Source organism: Microcoleus sp. AT9b-C3 (genome assembly GCF_036705485.1).
In the GTDB taxonomy this organism is placed as follows: Bacteria; Cyanobacteriota; Cyanobacteriia; order Cyanobacteriales; family Microcoleaceae; genus Microcoleus.
The window spans coordinates 148,249-167,947 of sequence record NZ_JAUBUR010000008.1; the positions used below are offsets into that span (position 1 = coordinate 148,249).

A 19,699-nucleotide genomic window follows, 5' to 3' on the forward strand; every position below is an offset into this window, starting at 1 on the left:
GTGGAAAGCCATCGCTAAAAAAAATTAAGTCATGACGAATACCCAGCTCACTCTCGACAAAAAAGCACATCCTTTGATGATGCACCTGAGCATATTGTCGAAGTACGACATCTCGGAAGAGCCATCTATTAGCTACGATCCCAGCACACAGACTTCCACCATCACCTCCATGAGTGGCTCCTGGTCTACTCGCAAGGGCTCTACTGAACATTGGTTGCAGCCTAATGATGAGGACCAGAAAGAGGACGACTAAAAAATATTGTAGCCAAGAAAATCTTTCGAGCGCTATTTCGTTTCTTGAAAGACCTGTATAAAATTTTGCATTACAGGTCTTTCATTGTCAATATTGTTTCAATTGATTTAGTTATGACCGACCTTTTAATCGTAACTTCCGAGACAGACATTCATGCGGATATCGTTATCAACGAATTGCACAAATCTAAGATTCGAGCAATTAGGTTGAATTCTGAAAGTTTTATCCAAAAAAGTAAATACTTTTATGAATGGCAAGCTTCTGGCAATCCCAGTCCAAGTTTTTTGTTTTTTGAAGACTCCTTGAGAGAAGTTCAAGATGTGGGCGTGATTTGGTGGCGAAAACCCGAAGATTATCAAGTTGATCCCCAAATTAATGATGCTTGGGCAATCAAGTATTGTCAACAGGAAACAGAATCTTTGATTTATTCACTTTCTGGACTATATCCCAAAGCTAGATGGGTCAATCATTACTATAAAATTAGATTGCCATCTCATCGAATTAATCAGATTCCAATTGCTCACAAGCTCGGAATTACCATCCCTCCAACACTCGTTACCAATTCATACGAGGCGGCTTGCAACTTTGTGACACAACAGGGAAAGTGCATTGTCAAACCCATGCGCTACTCTGGTTTTTTACATGATGAAAAGCAGTACGCTTGCTATACTCGCCCCATTGATGTAGAAACACTTGAAGCATTTCGAGAGAGCATTCGATTAGCACCTGTTTTCCTTCAAAAACGCATTCCAAAGAAGGCAGAATACCGCGTTACATTAATCGGCAAGCATGATTTTGTCTGTCGCATTGATGCCAAACATATCAACGATTCAGATGTCACCTTAGATTGGCGCGTCACCGAACCGGATAAACTCGTTCACGTTCCCGACAACTTGCCGATCGACTACCTCAACAAACTTCATCAAATGCTTGACGAGTTTGGTTTAAATTTTGGTGCATTCGATATCATTCGCGACGAGGACGACACGCTCTATTTTATCGAACTCAATCCCAATGGACAGTGGTATTGGATCGAAATTCTCACTAAAATGCCTATGGTTCGCGCAATGGTTGAACTCATCGAAGATTTAGCGCTTCAATATCAACAGGATTGCTGAACTTTATCAGGAATTACACATTTTATTGGCATTGCTTGGTTCCTCGCAATGACAAGGAATCAGCGCTGAGATTGCTTCATTCCTCGCATCGCAATGACAAGGAATCAACGAACTACAGCCACCTCCTCCAATCCTACCTGAGAATGCTCCACCCGAAAAACATTCGCGCTCAAATTAGCAACAATTTGTTTCCCCTGCTGCGTCAGTTCCAAATAGCCGATCGCATTCTTCACATATCGATAAACCACATTCCAATAAAACTTCGGATAACCATCCCGCAACTCCCCCGGATTTTGATAGCCCAAAACCAGATTTTGCCCAGTTTCCTCAAACTCGTAAAACAGCGCCGCAATCTTTTGCAAATATCGCGGATCGCTCAACTGACCAATTAAATCAGCAGCGCGAACTAAACCCGGATAATTTACTGTATCTTGATAATCTTCATCTGCAGGAACTGGGAAACGAGTCAGCTCAATATTACGCTTAACCACCTCAGCATCAATCAGTTTGTGACCGCCAAAACGCTCGTCAATAAACATTTTTCCGCGATCGACATGATAAGGCGTCAAACTCGCATCCGTTGCCCCCGGAGGTAGCTTCACTTGCGAATCCTCTATCCCCGTTGCATACAGTCTCAAATCAGTTCGATCTTGCCGACAAACCCCCTTCACATACCCGATATCGTGACACAGCAAAGCAATGTGGAAATGCAACCAATGTTCACACAAAACACCACCCTCCCGGATGTGCTTGCCGCGCAGAATCTCCTGTCCCACCAAGGTCACTAAAATAGTGTGTTCCACATTGTGGTAAAGAGCATCGCTATTAGCAATATTTTCCAAAGCCATACTCGCTGCCCAAGCAATAATTTCACTATAGTCAGATTTGAACCCGCCGTAGGTGTACCGGTACCCTTCAATGAGTCGATTTACAAAAGCATTAATCAGCAGTTCAGTTGCATTAAACATATTCACTTCCATGAGCCCACGTAGATCATTAAATTATTTTTATAGTTATGGTTTTTGATGCTACCGTTTAATATTATTTTTGGCTTCAGCGCGACGATGGATACCCACTCCTATCGAGACGCATCCATTGATATTATCAATAATTATGGCTTAAATGATGGCTCTCGCAACTACCAGAGCGACACACCCCATCAATAATTGAGATAAATAGACGATCGAGGTATGACACCCCTCAATTAGCTACGGCGTTACATCTTCCCCGTATAGGTTAGGAAAAAACGAGGGCGATCGAAAACGCAACCCCACTAATTCCTCATACACAGGATTCAGCTTGCACTTAGGCGGTATGTGGAAAAGATGGTGTCCCCATAGCTGCATATCTCTCTCAAAAGGACACCGTGCGAGTATAAGTTGGCACACCACTGAGTTACTTGTGGCTCTCCCACGGCAATGCTATCAAGCCACTGTCGCAATGGTTGCACGAGGCGATCGCCAAAAGTTAAGTCTTGGCACTGATTTTCCGGGAAAATATTTGTAGTCAAGTTCATGATTGATCTCAGTAATCATTACTAACAAAAACTTAGGCATCACCAGACTTAATCCTCAACGAAACCCACTGTGGCTCCGGTGACCTAAATAAGTTTTATGGGTGACACTCACAGTCGCAAAATGTGATGCGAAGAGCTAGCCTTTGTGATTTAAAACTCGCTAAAGTGTGAGACAGATCACGGCCTGTGTTCCCTACAGAATGTATATTTAGATAGATGGCAATAAAATAAGACAGAATAACTTGCAGCCCTCCCTCGCAGCTCCCCTCTCCCATCATCTGCGATCTACTACTCTGTATACTTACTAATATAAGGTTTCAGGCAATGATTAAACAAAAACATAAATATGCCGACCTTGCTCAACTCCCCCACACAGATACCGTGATCCAAAAACTCCCTTTAGAAGTTAAAGATTGGGCTCAAAGTTTGCCTTGGAACCAACGGCGCTATGTCTTGTCCCTCTGCTACATATTGTGTGCATCTACTCCCGACTTGCAAGCCGAATTTTTAGATAATTATACAGCCGACGGTTTAGTCTCAAAAATGTTTGAAGATGTAGATACTCTACACCGAGTCAAAGAGTATTTAATCCGATTTCGGGTCAAAAAACAATTAAACGAATCAGATTTAAGAAGCTACATCAAACAATTTTATATCCACTCAGCTCAACAATCGCGCCGAGAAACTGACCAATATTTAGAATCTGCACTCCGCTTCGTCTTGAGTACAGAAGAACGCAATAATGTTTTTAACTACATTTTGGGGTTTGAATTTATTAAAATTGTGTTTCAAATGAGCTGGTTGCAACACGAAAGATTAGCGAGACTGCAAAAAAATCAGTCCCAGTTTATTGAAACTTATATCAAGCCGATTCAACACGCACACAGAATTAATGGCATAATTCTACCGAAAGATGAGAGAATCTTTTTTGCCAGACGCACCTATTACGTTCAACTACCTAACATTTCCTACAGAAGGCTCATTGAGTTAGTCATGGCAACTTTTACTACAGAAATGGTGAGTAATTGCGGATTTTCTATCAGCCGCCACTCTCAAGCTCTGCGTTTTGACTGCGATTACATTTATGATCCAGAACCAGAAGAAGAAAGATTTCCTACTGACTTGCAATTTATTCATTGACTTGACGCAGTAAGGTGTACCCTAAGTTGCTTTATTCTCTTTAATTTTAGTTGCGCTTTGGGAACAGGAGAGTTTTGAATCATGGGACTTAGAGTCGGCACGTTAAAACTGAATTTTTCAGCCGGATTTGATATAAAGTAGGAGGGCTCTATCAATTAACCTTCCGCTTGCATTTCTTCAATGTCAAACCAGCTAACTATCACTCCCGCTAGCGGAATCGCCAGAAATATACCTAAAAGTCCTGCAGCTCTCGCCCCAACTAACAGCGCAAAAAATACCACTACCGGATTGAGGTTAAGCGAATTTTGCATCAGTCTCGGATGAATAAAGTTGTCTTGAATTTGCTGCAAAACAATGCAAGCTGCCAATACTTTTAAAGATAGCCACACATTTTGAGACAATACAATAAAACAAACTAAGCTAATGCCCAGCGTCGCTCCGATCCCTGGAACTAAATCAAACAATCCGATAATAAACGCTAAAATTAAGGGAAATTTCACATCTAACAGCAGAAAAATTAAAAAACTTGCTGTTGTCAAAAATAACATTAATAGGATTTGTGCCTGAAAAAATCCTAAAAAGTTTTTCTCTATTGTTACGCTTAAACGCCTGTGCAGGTGTCGAGGTATAAATTTGAGAACTAACAGCCACAGCCTCTCTCCATCAAGTAACATGAAAGAAGCCACTACCATAATTAATATTAAATTCAATAAATTGGTTAAAAATACTTGTAAAAAAGCAATACTCGATACAACTCCAGCCAAAGCTTGATTTCGCAGTTGTTCCTCAATAACTCGCAGGTTAACTTGCAGGTTTCTCGCCCGCAGAAATGCCTCGAGGCGCTCGGATAGAGGCGCCAGAGCATTCACAAATTCAGTCATGCTGTCAATTAATTGCTGTCCTTGAGATAAAAGAGTGACGCCTACAGTGACGGTGAGACAGCCAAAAACTAAAATGGTGAGCAAGACAACGAAGGCGACAGCTAAACTTCGCGGTAAAAATCTTTGGAGAGTTCGCACGGGATAGTTGAGCAAAAAAGCCACGAGTGCAGCAATGGTGAAAACTGCGACGGCAGTTTCAAAGTAAGCTAAAAGTTGCAGTCCAGCCCAACCAGAAGCAAATAAAAGCAAAAACCGAACTAAGGCTAAATTGCTTAGCATATTCCAAAAATTGGGAGGGGTTTTTTCTGGCTCTTTCACAGGGATTTTTAGGGGTTAATAATAGCTCAAAAATATTGCAGAGTGATCTTTTATGATCGCACCCAAGATATATCTGCGGCTATCCCCCTCAAGGCAGAAAACAGATGACGAACTGAGGCAGGAGTGGGTTCTATTGACCATAAGTTCGATCGTCACGAATGCCTCATGAAACACGTCCGCGATCGAACAAACGGCCTTTTTGACTCTAAAACCGCCTCGGAAACTCTTTGCGAGGGGAGTATTTGTCGTGGCCCGCCCGCAACTAACACACAAACGCTCAAACTTGCCGGCACTGAAAACGGGTTTTAGTGCCAGTGGCGAAAAATTTCAACTCTGCCTCGTGGAAGATAGTATGAACCGGTCAATTTTTGGGATACTAGAAACTAGCACTCAACTTAGCTGAGGAACAAACGTGCTGCTATCAAAAGGCTTTGAAGTAGAAATGTATACCGGCACTCCCGAAGGTGAGGTTGTCGGTCTCTCCGATCGCATAGTTGCCGATTTAGAGGGGTTTGTGCGGGAGCCTGATAGCCGCAATGTGGAGTACACGACCGCCCCGCTGTGCAGCTACGATCGCCTGCTGTGCGCCTTAGTCAAGCCGCGAGTCCGGCTGCGCGAGTATTTAAAACAATTGGGCGACTATACCTTGCTGCCGGGAAGTACCCTGTCTCTCGGAGGTAGCGATCGATTTTACAGATCCGATCCCAACAACCCTTACCACACCTACATCGAGCAAACCTACGGCACCAAAGTCGTCACCGCCAGCATTCACATCAACATCGGCATCTCCCAACCAGAAATGCTGATGCGCGCCATCCGCCTCGCCCGCGTCGAAGCACCGCTGTACCTTGCCTTGAGCGCCTCTTCCCCCTTCCTCGACGGCGAAGTCACGGGCTATCATTCCACTCGGTGGGGTTTGTTTCCCAAAACTCCCGCCATCGTCCCCCTGTTTGAAAGTCACAAGCATTACATTCAGTGGACTGAAGAACAGCTAGAACTCGGCACCATGCAAAACGTCCGCCATTTGTGGTCTGCCGTGCGGCCCAATGGCGATCGTCGCCCCTACTGTCTCAACCGCCTCGAACTGAGAATTTGCGACCTCGAGGTCAATCCTCTGGCTTTGTTAGCCATCACTGCCTTACTAGAAGCTCGCATTTGGCAGATGATGGAAGACCCCAGCTTAGACCCGTTAGAACTGTGCACCTTACCGGCCGCCACCCGCAACGAAGACTTAGTTGCCCTCACAGACGCCAACGAAATTGCTGCATCCCGGCAAAGTTTGGATGCCGAACTCACCCACTGGCAAGACGGCAGAACTATTCTGGCACGAGATTGGATTGAGGAAATTTACCGAGAAGTGTGGCCTATAGCCAAAAAACGCGGCTTTAGCTGCTTTCTCTCGCCGCTCAAAAAGATTCTCCGGGAAGGCAACACCGCCCAGCAGTGGTTGAAGCTACACGAGGGCGGTTCGGACACCCGCAGTATTATTCTGCAAGGGATTCAGGGGATGGCTCACCAAGAATGGGAGCTAGAAGACAACTTGTGCGCCCAGTTAGTTGCCTGAACTACCCGCCGTATATAATAACGGGGGCTTTCACTAGCCCCCTGGCTATGCGTACTTAGCCAATACAAATAGCCCGAACCTCCCGGTCAATCGATTTTAGATTTTAGATTTTAGATTTTAGATTTTAGAGGCGACCCCACCGATAAATTCGGGGACGCCTTTATCGGATACAGGTTTTTTATTTCTGGACCGATGAATCCGGGGGCTTGTATCCTGGATGCTTGATTGTCAAAAGTTGCAGAGCGACTCCCAAAAACAAATCAGAATATTTAATCAATGGAGCTCCACAAAGGTTATAAATAAAAGCTATAAGGTAGATCTACCTTTGGGTAGTTTTAGAAATTTCCCAATAGCTGTATTTTTCGCGGTTAATTAGCTTCATGCCCCAACTTGTCTTGATTCACCCGCAAATCCCCCCGAATACTGGCAATATCGCCCGCACTTGCGCTGCCACAGGCACGGAACTGCATTTAGTGGGCCCGCTGGGGTTTGAAATTAGCGATCGCTACCTGAAACGGGCCGGCTTAGATTACTGGCCCTACGTCAACCTCCACTGCCACGAAGACTTAGCGGCTTTTCTGGCCTATCGCCAGCAGCGCGGGGGACGAACGATCGGATTCAGCACTGGCGGGCGATGCAATTACGCCGAATTCCAATTTCAGCCCAGCGACTGGCTGATGTTTGGCTCGGAAACTGTAGGCATTCCCCAATTCGTCTTGGATGCCTGCGACGCCACAGTTTTTATTCCGATGAGCCAGCCTGGAGTCAGGAGTTTGAACCTCTCCGTCAGCGCCGCTGTGGGTTTATTTGAGGCTAAACGCCAGTTGGGCGAGCTGGGATAAATCATTATCAACACATAAATATATAGATATTTAATAGCTGCCGGAGGTGGCAAATTCTCCATTTTAATATAAGAAATTTGTATCAAAGGGGTGAAAATCTAGATAGCCGACATTAATATATTTTATTCATTCAAAAACAGATTGTTATCAGCAACACCAAATTACTCACCAGATGATTCAGCAACAAAAACGAAGGATTTTAGCGATTTAGGGCGTCAGCGAGCACCAGCTTGGGTTTGAACACTATATCTAGTAAATATACGGTTGTAGGCTGTCCGGAAATTAGCATAAAGTCAGATAATAGGTAAGAGTTCAGAGCCTTACCGGAACGAAGATTTTATGTATTCGTTCCAGCTATTGCGGTGTAAGGCTTGTGGGGTTAATTGCAGCAGGTTTGACCGAGAATTTTAAAATTTCTGACGGTTTGAGCTTGTCTAAATTAAAAAAGCAAGGTAATCTGGCCTAAGCATGATAGCTGTCAACAATCAGAATATTTTTGCTTGTTGATTTAAACTCAGCGTCATGCGATCCCCTTGAGTGTTTCCAAGGACAGTTAGCGCTTCTCAGTAGGAGGTCGTTTTTTTGAAACGAACATATCCCCAAATTAAGCCTGTTCAGGCTAGTGAAATCGACAGAGATGGTTCTGCGGAACCATCCAAACAGACAACGCTCAGCACAGGCAGAGTTCGCTCTCTCGCCACGATCGGGCTGGCAATATCGGTAGGTGCTTCTGGCATCCTGCTACCGAGAAATGGAGACAGCGCTCGCGCGTCTGATCTCGCACCGACATCAGAATCCACCGCTGAAGTACAGCCAGTATCGGCCAACGGGCCCGCTACATCGGCACAAGTTGACGGTTCCAGGGCCCAACAGCCCGGCTCACCTTATGAACCCGCGACGGTTAAGGTGCAGGAGGGGCAAAGCCTTTGGGAGCTTTCTCGGGATTATGAAGTTGAACCGCTGGCACTAGCAACTGCCAACGACATCCAACCCGATACCATACTCCAAGTTGGCCAACAGCTCAGAATTCCGACTGCGACGGAAGCCACACCACAACAGAACGCCGGCTATAGCACATCGGCTTCGCTAGATCTCGCAGCGACGGTCAATCCCGAACAAGAGTTAAATCTGACTGGCTCCGAGCCATTGGATAGTGCAGCAATGACAGCGCTGCCATCAACCGCAGCGACCCCGCTGGTCACAACGGTACCGGAACAAAGTTCGATCGAAATCCCGAATGCAGACGGGGCGATCGACAGTTTGAAAAAACAGGAAAACCGCACCACAGAATCGGGTCGAACCCTGTTCGGGTCGGAGGGGGAAGCAAATTTATCTACACCTGCGGCATTTGTGCCCGAGTCAGCACCGACGCTGACCTCCCCCGGATATGCAACTGGGACAAGTATTCCTGACCTCAATGCCACACCTGTAATTCCCAATTCCGGGGAAGGTCAAGCAGCATCGCCCGATCGAGCATTCGAGTCAATTGAACAGTCTTTGGCAACACCCAGTTTGCCCACGGCTGTGCTAGTCCCCCCTGCGGGAAGTACCGCCCGGCCGGCTGAGGTTCTCTACAGCGTGCGTCCGGGAGATACGGTAGATGCGATCGCCAAAGGTCACGGCGTATCGCCCACAGATCTGATCTCCGTCAACAAGCTCGGCAACCCCAACTTGCTGAATGTCAATCAACGGCTCAAAATTCCCCAAGTTGGGTTTAAAAATCCAGGGGTGCAGGCGGCAGCCTCTTATTCTGCCTCTAACTCTACATCTGTCAGGGCGGCGAGTTCGGTTCCCGCATCTTTGAACCCCAGCTCGTCTACCTCGGAAATAGCCGGTGCTGGCGTTGCAGCACCCGCGCCCACAGTGCCTGTTGTCTCTCCCCTGGAGAACCTGGAAGGTCTGAACAATATTTCAGCGCCGATGGTTCCCCAAATTAACAGCATTCCGCTGACTCAAGTTTCCCAAACCATTAGCGATCCACGGAAGCTGGATCTGCAAGGCGAACCAACATTTACAGGTGCAGTTGACACCAGTGCCCTGCCTGGGCAAGCCAGTGCAACTGCTACCGCCATCGCTACGGGAGAATACCCGCTGCCGATCAGCTTCGTAGCAAATACTAGCGCCCAGGGTTCAAATGCCGATCCAACTAGCGCTTTACCAGAGTCTAATTCGGAGGCTCTCCCCACCGCAGAAGCTCTCAACCCTTATTCCGAACGCTTGAGGGCAGAAGTGGTCAGGCTGCGAGAGGAATATCGTGCCTCGCGCAATTCGATCGGCGCCAATGCGGTGTCCCTGGCTCCAACTGACGGGCCCTCGGTCAACCCGTCTGAGGAGATGCCAAGTGTCAATCCATATCTCTACACCCCCGACTATACTGAGGCAGTGCAGAATGAAATCAGCAGACCGCCATCAAGAGCTTGGTCGGAGCAGGTTCAGAAGCAGCAGCAGGAGCGTTTAGACCCCGCTCGCGCAGCGGAACTGCAACCGATAAACCTGACGCCAAACTCTGCTGGGCAGCAGCAGCGCCCTGTGGTGGCAACTGCTCCTTTGGGAGCCGAGGGTTACGACCCCCTGAGCAACCCGTCTTTGGGACGCATGGTTTCTCCGGAACTGCCTCCGCTTTCCAACCCTGAGACTTATCTGCCTAACGGCAAACAACAGTCTGCTAAGGGGTTTATTTGGCCGTCTAAGGGCGTTCTGACTTCTGGCTACGGTTGGCGCTGGGGACGGATGCACAAAGGAATTGATATTGCAGGGCCGATCGGCACGCCAATTGTGGCAGCATCAGACGGGGTGGTTACCTATGCTCAGTGGAACGACGGCGGCTACGGGTATTTGGTGGAAATTACCCATCCTGACGGCACTGAGACTGTCTATGCCCACAACAGCCGAATTTTGGTGCAAAAGGGTCAGAAAGTTGCTCAAGGGGAACAGATTTCAGAAATGGGCAGCACTGGCTTTAGTACCGGGCCGCACTTGCACTTTGAAATTCATCCCGCCGGACAGGGTGCTATCAACCCAATGGCTTTTCTGCCCGACGATGCGTCCAGCGCTTCTCGGTAACGACTGGTCGGAAGTTATGGGTTTTGAATGATTATCAAAACTCATAACTTTTACTGGAAGTTATTAGAAATAGTGTTGTTAGAAAAGAAGACATAGCTAGCCTTACCGTGCTACGATAGTAAATCGTGAAGTAGATTTGGCTCAGTGGCGCAGTGGTTAGCGCAGGGGACTCATAAGCCCAAGGTCGCAGGTTCAAATCCCGCCTGAGCCATCATGAAATAAAAAAACTGCGCTCTCAAAATTGAGAGCGTATTTTTTTTGATTTATCGAGAAGATACTTGTAGTCGTTATGAGTATGATATATTTGTAACAGTTCGTAAAAAAGGAAACAAAATCTATGACCAGTGAATGCCTCCGGGTTGGTCAAGCTGCACCCGATTTCGCAGCAACAGCCGTAGTGGATCAGGAATTCAAGACTGTTAAACTGTCAGACTATAAAGGCAAAAAGTATGTAGTCCTGTTCTTCTACCCCTTGGACTTCACCTTTGTGTGCCCGACTGAGATTACAGCATTTAGCGATCGCTTCGAGGACTTCAAGAAAATCGATACCGAAATCCTCGGCGTATCCGTTGACAGCGAATTCTCTCACCTCGCTTGGATACAAACAGACCGCAAATCAGGCGGTGTCGGCGACCTCAACTATCCCTTAGTTGCTGACCTCAAAAAAACAATTAGTTCAGACTACAACGTCCTCGACCCTGAAGCAGGCGTTGCCCTCAGAGGTCTGTTCATCATCGACAAAGAAGGCATCATCCAACACTCTACTATTAACAATCTTGCCTTCGGTCGCAACGTGGATGAAACTCTCCGTACTCTGCAAGCTATCCAACACGTCCAGTCTCACCCCGATGAAGTTTGTCCCGCCGGCTGGCAGCCCGGTGACAAGACTATGACTCCCGATCCGGTCAAGTCTAAGGTATTCTTTGCTGCGGTTTAAGCACCTTATAGGTGTAAGGACACGGCAGTGTCGTGTCCGTACCCGCAGAGGAATTCATTTAACCGGATTTTTAATTAACAATTAGCAATTAGCAATTACCCAATTAGGAAATATGCTGACTTCTACTAATTTTAGCGGATTGTTAAATGAGCGGTTTTTCCAAAATTTATTGCCTGTTCCGGCGACTAATGTTCTGAACCTGGGGCAGATGACGCCAGATTTTGAATTGCCGGATATTAATAATGGCAAATTGGTGCGGCTGTCGAATTATCGCGGCGATAAGCCGGTAGTTCTGGCTTTTACGCGGATTTTTACTGAAAAGCAATATTGCCCTTTCTGTTTTCCTCACATTAAAGCTTTGAATGAAAACTGGGAAAAATTTGCCGATCGCAATATAGAATTATTGATGGTTGCCAGTACCGACGATCGCCAAAGCCAAATTGTAGTTAGAGATTTAAGGTTGAAAATGCCTCTGCTTTCTGATCCAGGCTGTAAAGTGTTTCGGGCTTATCAAGTCGGTCAGGCTTTAGGTGCTCCTTTGCCGGCTCAGTTTGTTTTGGGTGCAGATGGAAAACTCCTCTTCAAACATTTGTTTTCTTTCATAGACCACAATGCTAGTGTAGACACTTTGCTGCAATATGTTGATCGGTAAGGACACCGGTGCTGTGTCCTAATTTGGAGTTTTTAGCCGCTGATGCACGCTGGTGTAGGTTCATCAGCGGGTTTTTTTTATCGGTTGACACTTGCGGCAACAGCTCTTTAGTCATAAATACTTATTGTGCCAATTTCAATGGCGGAATGTTGCCCTGTTCGCTCGACATTAATCTAGGCTATAGCTTGAATGTAGGTACTACAAGTTTAAGCCGATGTCGTCTCCCAAAGATCGATCGAGCAAAATTGAATTGAGCGTCTTAGCATCGCATCCTGAGTTGTTGACAGGTTTAGATGCGTGGCTGCGACTAGGTTTACTTTCGCCCGCTGAGGTTGAGGAATTGTGCGGGCAGTATTTAGTCTGCCCACTCACAGAGCCCGCTGTAGACCTTTCTGAAATTGAGAACCCGCGAGATCCTATTGCCGAGCCAAAAATACCTGCCTTATCAACGCAAAAAGCCTTACCTCGCAGCAGAGAAAGCGTTGCTAGGCCCACAGAAACTACTCAAACCCCTAATTTTATCGCTCAAATTTTGCAGTCGCTAATGGCAGAAATTAGCGTGGTGTGGCTGTTGTTTTTAGGAGTGTTCATGGTAGTTGTCTCCTCTGGAGTCTTAGCTGCCAGTCAGTGGGAAAGATTTCCTGCCGCCGGACAATATGGAGTTTTGTTAGCTTATACTTTAACCTTTTGGGCGATTAGCAGTTGGGCAAACAGACAGCAGAATTTGCACTTGACTGCTCAAACTTTGCAAGAAGTAACCCTGTTGCTAGTGCCGATCAATTTTTGGGCAATGGATACTTTTGGATTGTGGCGGTATCCTTGGGATTGGGCGGTAGCAATCGCAGCGGCACTTATTTTGACTTGGATAACTACCCGGATTATAAAAGCTCAATATCAAAGCTGTTCAGGAAAAAACATCACTGGTTCGATCGCCCTAAATCACTTGGGATTGAGTTATTTACACTGGGGGTGGGCATTCGCCGGCTTTTCCCTGGCTGCGGTTTATGTGGGTACAGTGGGAACTGCTGCTACTACAGTTTATCAAGTTCAGCAACAACGATTGCAATCTATCCAACGTGGGGTAAATACTGAAACATTCCCCGCTGCTTTCAGTTTGAGCAGAGATTTTTTGACTTACAAAAAAGCGGCTTTAGTAGCTTATTCGTTAGGAATTTTACTGAGTCGAGCGATATTTGTCAAGGGTGTAAATATCGCTGAAATGGGTTTAGCTTTGGCGATTTGTGGCGTGCTTTTAGCATGGCTAGATTGGCAGCACCCCCTCGCATCTGGGACTACTGAAAACAATATATCCGACCAGCCAAATCCCAGCAATTTTTTTAAATGGCAATTAGCGGGAATGGGTTTGTTGGGTTTTGGATACCTGGTTTGTTTTCGCGACATTCCGCTACAGGCGATCGCAGTTAGCGGATTGGCTGTTTGGTTTTTTTACAACCGTTTAGTGCGGTTTTGGCAAGAGTTTGATTTGCTAATGCTTGAGGCGGTGGGACTTCAGAGTATTTGGCTGTTTTGGCGAGTGCTTCCTTTAGGGATTAAAACACCATTTGTTGCATTTTTAACTCAGCTTACAAACTCTCAGGAAACTCCTTGGGCTTTTTGGGGTGTTCTGCTGTTGCCTTATTTAATTTTAATAGTAAGTGTGGCCCAGTGGCTCTACCGCAAGCGAAAGTTTCAACTTGCCAGTTTTGGCGCAAACCTTGCTCTCGGTTTGGGGAGTGTTTTAACTGTTATTAGTTTTTTCAATCCGTTTTGGCGATCGCTCAATTTATTAGTATCTACTTTAATTTTAGGTTGGATAACTTGGAAATACGTAATTCCCGATAATTCCCGGCGAGTTTCGAGGTCGGCTTCGGCGGATGAACCACACGGAAATCCGGCAATTTTGGTTCCCATAACTCACATTATTGGTTTAGGCGCGATCGCTTCCGCAATAGACTTATTTTTTCCCAACCAGCAACCAAATATTTGGTCGGCAATATTATTGATTTTTATGGTGGCTGAGTGGGTATTTTTTGTCTGGATGAAAGCGGCTAATTTCCGAGAAAGTTCGGCATTTTTCCGCTGGCATCCTGCATGGTTCCAAAGTTCTTGGTATCTGGGCTTAGTATTAGCAGGATTTAGCTTTATATTGTTGCAAAATTATTTGATTGCGGGTACTGCTACTTACCGCCCTCAGTGGAGTTTGCTCTGGCTGGCGACTCCTTTGGCATTGACTGGTGTTGCTAAATATACTGAGGTTCCTCATAAACGAGTTGCCAGTACCTTTAGTGCGCTCGCCTTAATATTCGCACAATTTCTAATTTTTACTTTTCCGGGATATCGGTTAATTGGTTTGGGCTTGGCAGCCGGATTAATGTTGGTTAATACTTACTATTTAGTCGAATTGCCAGCGGCTGCAATTGGAGTGGGGTTTGGCTTGAGTTTCGTAGCTGCGGCGATCGATCAATTAGGTTTTGTGTCGGGTTGGGATTGGGCAATTGCCGGGGCGATCGCACTTTTGTCTCTGTGGTTGCTTCGCAGCATAATAGTTCGTTTTTCCAGCCGTTTGCCTGAGTCTTCTCAATTAGCTGAAATTTACGAGCGAGCTTTAGATGGGTGGGCAATCTTACTGGCAAGCTTGCTGTTAACAACTATTACTTTTTATTCTTTTGAACTGTACGCAGGCAGTACCTTGAGTTTCCCGCCCTCTGCTGAAGTTTTGGCTGCTATTTTGGTGATAATGGCTGCGATAATTTTCCGAAGTTTACGCCAACTTTCCCCTCTGGCAATTTATGCCTTGGCTTGGAGTTTAGAGTTGTTGACAGCAGTCGGTTTGAGTTTTGTCGATCGCACTACGATTAATTTGGCAGTTGCTAATATCGCTCTCGGATTGTTTACTCAATTATTGGGTGATGTGTGGCGGCGCCGCCACCGCGATCGAACAATTTTACCTAGCATTCATTTGATACCTTTGGTTTATGGGGTGTTGGGTTTAACTTTCCGATCGCACACTTTGACGAATTGGACTGGTTTAACTGTGTTGGGGGCGTCTTTAATTGCGATCGGCATAGGTAGGCGGGAGCCAGAATTCAAACCTTTGGTTTATTTAGGATTAATTGGCGTGTCCCTTGCTGCTTACGAATCGCTACTCTATCAACTTTTTCAAACACCAGGAGGAGCTTTTGGCGACGGCTTAATTGTCCTGGCCACTCTCGGCACAACTTTAACATATATCTATCGCATTTTATCTCCTTGGCTCAGCAATTATTTACATTTAACTAATGCAGAGTTAAAAATATTTGCTCACCTGCACTGGGTTTTGAGCAGTTTGCTGCTGATGTGGGCTTCTGCCTATGATATTAAATCTGGCTTAAGTTTAGGATTAGTCACTGGTGCTTTATTAGTTCAATACGCTTTCTTGCAAGGGCGAAATAATCTAGATAGCCAATGGGCAGAAATTTGGATTTACTTAGGTTGGCTAGAAGCCTTTGGCATCCGGCTTTACTGGATCAATACACCTTTAGTTAAGTATATTTCTGGGCCGCTGGGGCCTTGGAAAGTTGCCTTCGCTTCCCTATTAGCCTATTTCATTTACATTTTGCCTTGGGACAACTGGGGTTGGTCAAAAAAACCTTGGCAGGTAATTGCTTTGCTGATTCCAATACTTACTATTTTGGAAAGCCCGGCTAAGTTTTATCCTATTAGCTTGCTGATAGCTGCTACCTTCTATTTTTTCCTGGCTTGGGAAAGGGAGGAAGTCCGTTTTACCTATGTGAGTGTGGCGATAATTGATTGGATATTGCTGCGGTGGTTTTGGGAAATAGGATTGACTCAGCCAGAGTTTTATGTTACTCCTTTAGGACTTTCTTTACTTTACATTACTCAGTTCGATCGCACTCTCAAATTACCAGCACAAAAACCACTGCGCCACACTCTGCGAATGCTCGCAACTGCGCTGATTTGCGGGATGCCTCTTTTGACTCAGCAAAGCCACGGTTTAGTTGCCGCAGTTTTTAGTTTGGTGGCGATTGCAGCGGGTTTGGCGCTGCGAGTTCGGGCGTTTTTGTTTGTGGGAACGGCTGTATTTTTAATCAATGTTTTCTATCAGTTGGTGATTCTGATCTTCGATTACCCGCTGATAAAATGGGCAATTGGTTTGGCTTTTGGGATTGTGTTTATCTGGATTGCTGCTACTTTTGAAACGCGGCGCGATCGCATTTCTGCTTTGGTGCAGCATTGGGTTGTGCAATTGCAATCGTGGGATTAGAGTCAGCTCTCTTTATCTGCGTGAATCTGCGTCAATCCATTGTCATCTGCGGTTCGAGAAATTCTCTTTTTTTAACCGCAGATATCGGCAGATAAACACAGATTAACGCAGATTAATTAGATCGATTCCGGTTGCTGTGTCCGTGATTGTTGACTGGATTTTACGCCCGACGATGCTACCGGATTGGAGCTTGCCTAAAGTTGCTTTCTTTTAACTGGTATTTTTTAATTAAAAACCCGGTTTCTCGGAGAAACCGGGTTTTTAATTAACAGTATTTATCCGTCTGTAGAGGGCATTAATGGCTCAATGCGAATTCTGGCAATTTCGGCTCAGATGGGCCATCGGGCACTACCTTAACCTGACCGTTTTCATCCACATCAACGATCGCCTTTTGGCCGTCTTTCAGCTTCCCAGACAGCATTTCCTCAGCCAGTACATCTTCCAACAACCGCATGATTGCGCGGCGCAAAGGTCGAGCACCGTAGCTGGGATTGTAGCCTTCTGTAACTAACAAGTCCTTGAACCGGTCTGTCACCGACAAAGTAATACCCTGTTCGGTTAAGCGGCTGAAGACTTGCTGCAACATAATGTCCGAAATCTGCTTGACTTCTTCCCTGTTCAACTGGCGGAAGACGATAATCTCATCCAAGCGGTTGATAAATTCGGGACGGAAAAACTGTTTCAGTTCTTCGTTTACCAAGCTGCGAACGCGGTTGTACTGACCGTCTGCGGCACTTTCAGCAAACTCGAAACCGAGACCGCCGCCACCTTTTTCAATCACTCGCGAACCGATGTTTGAGGTCATGATCAGCAGTGTATTCTTAAAGTCCACTGTCCGACCTTTAGCATCCGTCAAGCGGCCGTCTTCCAAGATTTGCAGCATCATGTTGAAGACATCCGGGTGAGCTTTTTCGATTTCGTCGAACAAGATGACCGTGTAAGGACGGCGCCGGACTGCTTCGGTTAGTTGGCCGCCTTCATCGTAGCCGACGTAACCGGGAGGCGAACCGATGAGCTTGGAAACCGTGTGGCGTTCCATGAATTCGGACATATCTAACCGAATCATGGCTTCTTCGGAACCGAAGAAATAAGTTGCCAGGGCTTTTGTAAGTTCCGTTTTGCCGACGCCTGTGGGGCCGGAAAAGATGAAACTGGCGATCGGGCGATTCGGATTTTTCAAGCCTACCCGCGCGCGGCGGATGGCCCGCGAAACTGCGGTGACAGCTTCTTCTTGACCGATCAAGCGCTGGTGCAGGGTGTCTTCCATGTGCAGCAGCAATTCCGATTCGGATTCTGTCAGCTTGCTGACCGGTACTCCCGTCCAATTAGCCACGATGTGGGCGATATCTTCTTCGGTGACGACAGGAGAGGTTTTGAGCTGGCTTTTGTTGATCGTAGCTTCGGCAATTTCGGCTTCAATTTCTAATTCGCGATCGCGCAATTTTCCAGCTTTGTCGAAGTCTTGCTCGCGCACTGCTGCATCTTTTTCTTTTGTTACTGCAGGCAGTTGCTTTTTGAGTTCTTTAACTTCGGGCGGGGTTTGTGAATTCAGCACGCGGACGCGGGAACCTGCTTCGTCAATTAAGTCGATCGCCTTGTCTGGCAAAAACCGATCGTTAATATACCTGTCTGACAGTGTAGCCGCTGCTTCTAAAGCTGCGTCGGAAATTGTCAGTCTGTGATGCTGTTCGTAAGCCGATCGCAACCCGTACAATATTTCTATTGTTTCAGCCACGCTCGGTTCGCCGACTTTGATCGGTTGGAAGCGGCGTTCTAAGGCAGCGTCGCGCTCGATGTGTTTGCGATATTCGTCCAAGGTAGTGGCGCCGACACACTGCAATTCGCCTCTAGCAAGGGCGGGTTTGAGCATATTGGAGGCGTCCATGCTGCCTTGAATTGCGCCTGCACCGACTAAGGTGTGAATTTCATCAATTACCAGAATGATGTTACCGGCAGCGCGAATTTCGGCCATGATTTTCGTCAGCCTTTCTTCAAATTCGCCTCGGAACTTTGTACCAGCAATCAGCGAACCCATATCGAGGCTGATTACTTGTTTGTCTTCTAAAATTTCCGGGACGTTTCTATTAACAATCCGCTGGGCCAGACCTTCGGCGAGGGCTGTTTTGCCGACTCCTGGTTCGCCTACTAACACTGGATTGTTCTTCGTGCGGCGGCCGAGTACTTGGATCACGCGCTCGATTTCATTTTCCCGGCCCACTACGGGGTCTAGTTTGCCGGCTGCGGCTAACTTGGTCAGGTTTGTGCCGAATTCTTCTAAAGTCGGGATTTTGCGATCGCCACTATCTCCCCTACCTCCGGGTACCGCTGCGACTTCTCCCACGGCACGGATTACCTGCGTGCGGACTCTCTGGCGATCGATTCCCAAGTTTTGCAGCACCTTCGCCGCCACCCCTTCATCGTCCTGAATTAGCCCTAGCAGGATGTGCTCGGTGCCGATGTAATTGTGGCCTAACTGCCGCGCTTCGTTGAGGGCCGTCTCAAAAATGCGCTTAACGCGGGGTGTAAAAGGAATTTCCGGCGGAAGGAACCCCGAACCTCTACCGATGATATTTTCAATTTCATTGCGTGCCTCTTTCAAGTTGAGGCCCATATCCAGTAATACTTTTGCAGCGATGCCAGTGCCTTCGCCGACGAGTCCCAGAAGAATTTGCTCGGTGCCTACAAAATTGTGACCGAGGCGCCGCGCTTCCTCTTGGGCGAGCATGATTGCTTTAATGGCTTGTTCTGTAAAGCGTTCAAACATATTTTTTCTATCCTACTGTCTTGGCGAGGGCTGTATCGCTGCTGGTGAGGAGCGATTTGGAACACTACACAAATTATAGATGTAAATTTTTGTGTATTTCCTTCTTTAACAATGTATCTTGCTAAGGGAGGAGAGACAGTGGGGAGACCCGAATAGTAGGGGTGTGGTTGCCGTCCGCTGTCGATCGGATATTAATTGAGAATAATAGTAGCAAAATGGCTTGATTGCATGAATACTATCATTTTATGTATAAATTGTATTCTTGTTCGAGTAAATAAAGCTTGATTTTTGTTGGCCTAAGTACATGGTTGAATTAAGCATATAACAGTTGCCATGTCAAGACTTTTGACGGTTGAGGGTGGTCGTGCCGTCAGCCAACAGTCAACA

At 46.5% G+C, this 19,699-nt stretch carries 13 protein-coding genes and 1 tRNA gene; 9 read left to right on the forward strand and 5 right to left on the reverse strand.

Translation table 11 applies throughout. The features are described 5' to 3' along the window. Nucleotides 1-366 precede the first annotated feature (366 nt). Nucleotides 367-1,371, forward strand: a complete 1,005-nt coding sequence (locus QUB77_RS10165) for an MvdC/MvdD family ATP grasp protein (RefSeq protein WP_333171945.1) — start codon at nucleotides 367-369, stop codon at nucleotides 1,369-1,371. Nucleotides 1,372-1,475: 104 nt separating this feature from the next. On the opposite strand, the gene QUB77_RS10170 is transcribed toward QUB77_RS10165, so the two are convergent. The 3 genes from QUB77_RS10170 to QUB77_RS10180 form a co-directional block, all read right to left on the reverse strand. Further along, nucleotides 1,476-2,339 (reverse strand): Npun_R2479 family HD domain-containing metalloprotein, encoded by an 864-nt coding sequence (locus tag QUB77_RS10170; protein WP_333171947.1) that lies wholly within the window; start codon nucleotides 2,337-2,339, stop codon nucleotides 1,476-1,478. A gap of 240 nt (nucleotides 2,340-2,579) precedes the next feature. Beyond that, nucleotides 2,580-2,717 carry a Mo-dependent nitrogenase C-terminal domain-containing protein gene (locus tag QUB77_RS10175; RefSeq protein ID WP_333171949.1) on the reverse strand — a complete coding sequence of 46 codons (138 nt, stop codon included), beginning with the start codon at nucleotides 2,715-2,717 and terminating at the stop codon, nucleotides 2,580-2,582. Further along, a complete protein-coding gene (locus QUB77_RS10180) occupies nucleotides 2,666-2,887 on the reverse strand; it encodes a hypothetical protein (protein ID WP_333172128.1) in 222 nt (73 codons plus the stop codon). The genes QUB77_RS10175 and QUB77_RS10180 overlap by 52 nt, the downstream gene beginning before the upstream one ends. A gap of 324 nt (nucleotides 2,888-3,211) precedes the next feature. Here QUB77_RS10180 and QUB77_RS10185 point away from each other — a divergent pair, with 324 nt between their 5' ends. Continuing rightward, nucleotides 3,212-4,027: a cobyrinic acid a,c-diamide synthase gene (locus QUB77_RS10185; protein WP_333171951.1), complete on the forward strand. Its 816-nt coding sequence runs from the start codon at nucleotides 3,212-3,214 to the stop codon at nucleotides 4,025-4,027. Nucleotides 4,028-4,182: 155 nt separating this feature from the next. Here QUB77_RS10185 and QUB77_RS10190 read toward each other — a convergent pair whose 3' ends face one another. Further along, nucleotides 4,183-5,226: an AI-2E family transporter gene (locus QUB77_RS10190; RefSeq protein ID WP_333171953.1), complete on the reverse strand. Its 1,044-nt coding sequence runs from the start codon at nucleotides 5,224-5,226 to the stop codon at nucleotides 4,183-4,185. A gap of 412 nt (nucleotides 5,227-5,638) precedes the next feature. On the opposite strand from QUB77_RS10190, the gene gshA reads away from it, so the two are divergent. The 7 genes from gshA (at nucleotide 5,639) to QUB77_RS10225 (ending at nucleotide 16,548) form a co-directional block, all read left to right on the forward strand. Next, nucleotides 5,639-6,790, forward strand: a complete 1,152-nt coding sequence (gshA, locus tag QUB77_RS10195; protein ID WP_333102688.1) for a glutamate--cysteine ligase — start codon at nucleotides 5,639-5,641, stop codon at nucleotides 6,788-6,790. 380 nt (nucleotides 6,791-7,170) lie between these two features. Further along, on the forward strand, nucleotides 7,171-7,632 hold the full coding sequence (locus QUB77_RS10200; protein WP_333171955.1) for a tRNA (cytidine(34)-2'-O)-methyltransferase: 462 nt from the start codon (nucleotides 7,171-7,173) through the stop codon (nucleotides 7,630-7,632). A gap of 582 nt (nucleotides 7,633-8,214) precedes the next feature. Next, a complete protein-coding gene (locus tag QUB77_RS10205) occupies nucleotides 8,215-10,695 on the forward strand; it encodes a peptidoglycan DD-metalloendopeptidase family protein (RefSeq protein ID WP_333171958.1) in 2,481 nt (826 codons plus the stop codon). 138 nt (nucleotides 10,696-10,833) lie between these two features. Continuing rightward, nucleotides 10,834-10,906 (forward strand) — tRNA-Met (locus QUB77_RS10210). 126 nt (nucleotides 10,907-11,032) lie between these two features. Continuing rightward, a complete protein-coding gene (locus QUB77_RS10215) occupies nucleotides 11,033-11,632 on the forward strand; it encodes a peroxiredoxin (protein WP_190663488.1) in 600 nt (199 codons plus the stop codon). 112 nt (nucleotides 11,633-11,744) lie between these two features. After that, complete coding sequence (locus QUB77_RS10220) at nucleotides 11,745-12,284, forward strand: redoxin domain-containing protein (protein ID WP_333171960.1); 540 nt, start codon at nucleotides 11,745-11,747, stop codon at nucleotides 12,282-12,284. A gap of 214 nt (nucleotides 12,285-12,498) precedes the next feature. Continuing rightward, complete coding sequence (locus QUB77_RS10225; RefSeq protein ID WP_333171962.1) at nucleotides 12,499-16,548, forward strand: hypothetical protein; 4,050 nt, start codon at nucleotides 12,499-12,501, stop codon at nucleotides 16,546-16,548. A gap of 295 nt (nucleotides 16,549-16,843) precedes the next feature. On the opposite strand, the gene QUB77_RS10230 is transcribed toward QUB77_RS10225, so the two are convergent. After that, nucleotides 16,844-19,312 carry an ATP-dependent Clp protease ATP-binding subunit gene (locus tag QUB77_RS10230; RefSeq protein WP_333171964.1) on the reverse strand — a complete coding sequence of 823 codons (2,469 nt, stop codon included), beginning with the start codon at nucleotides 19,310-19,312 and terminating at the stop codon, nucleotides 16,844-16,846. Nucleotides 19,313-19,699: the final 387 nt, after the last annotated feature.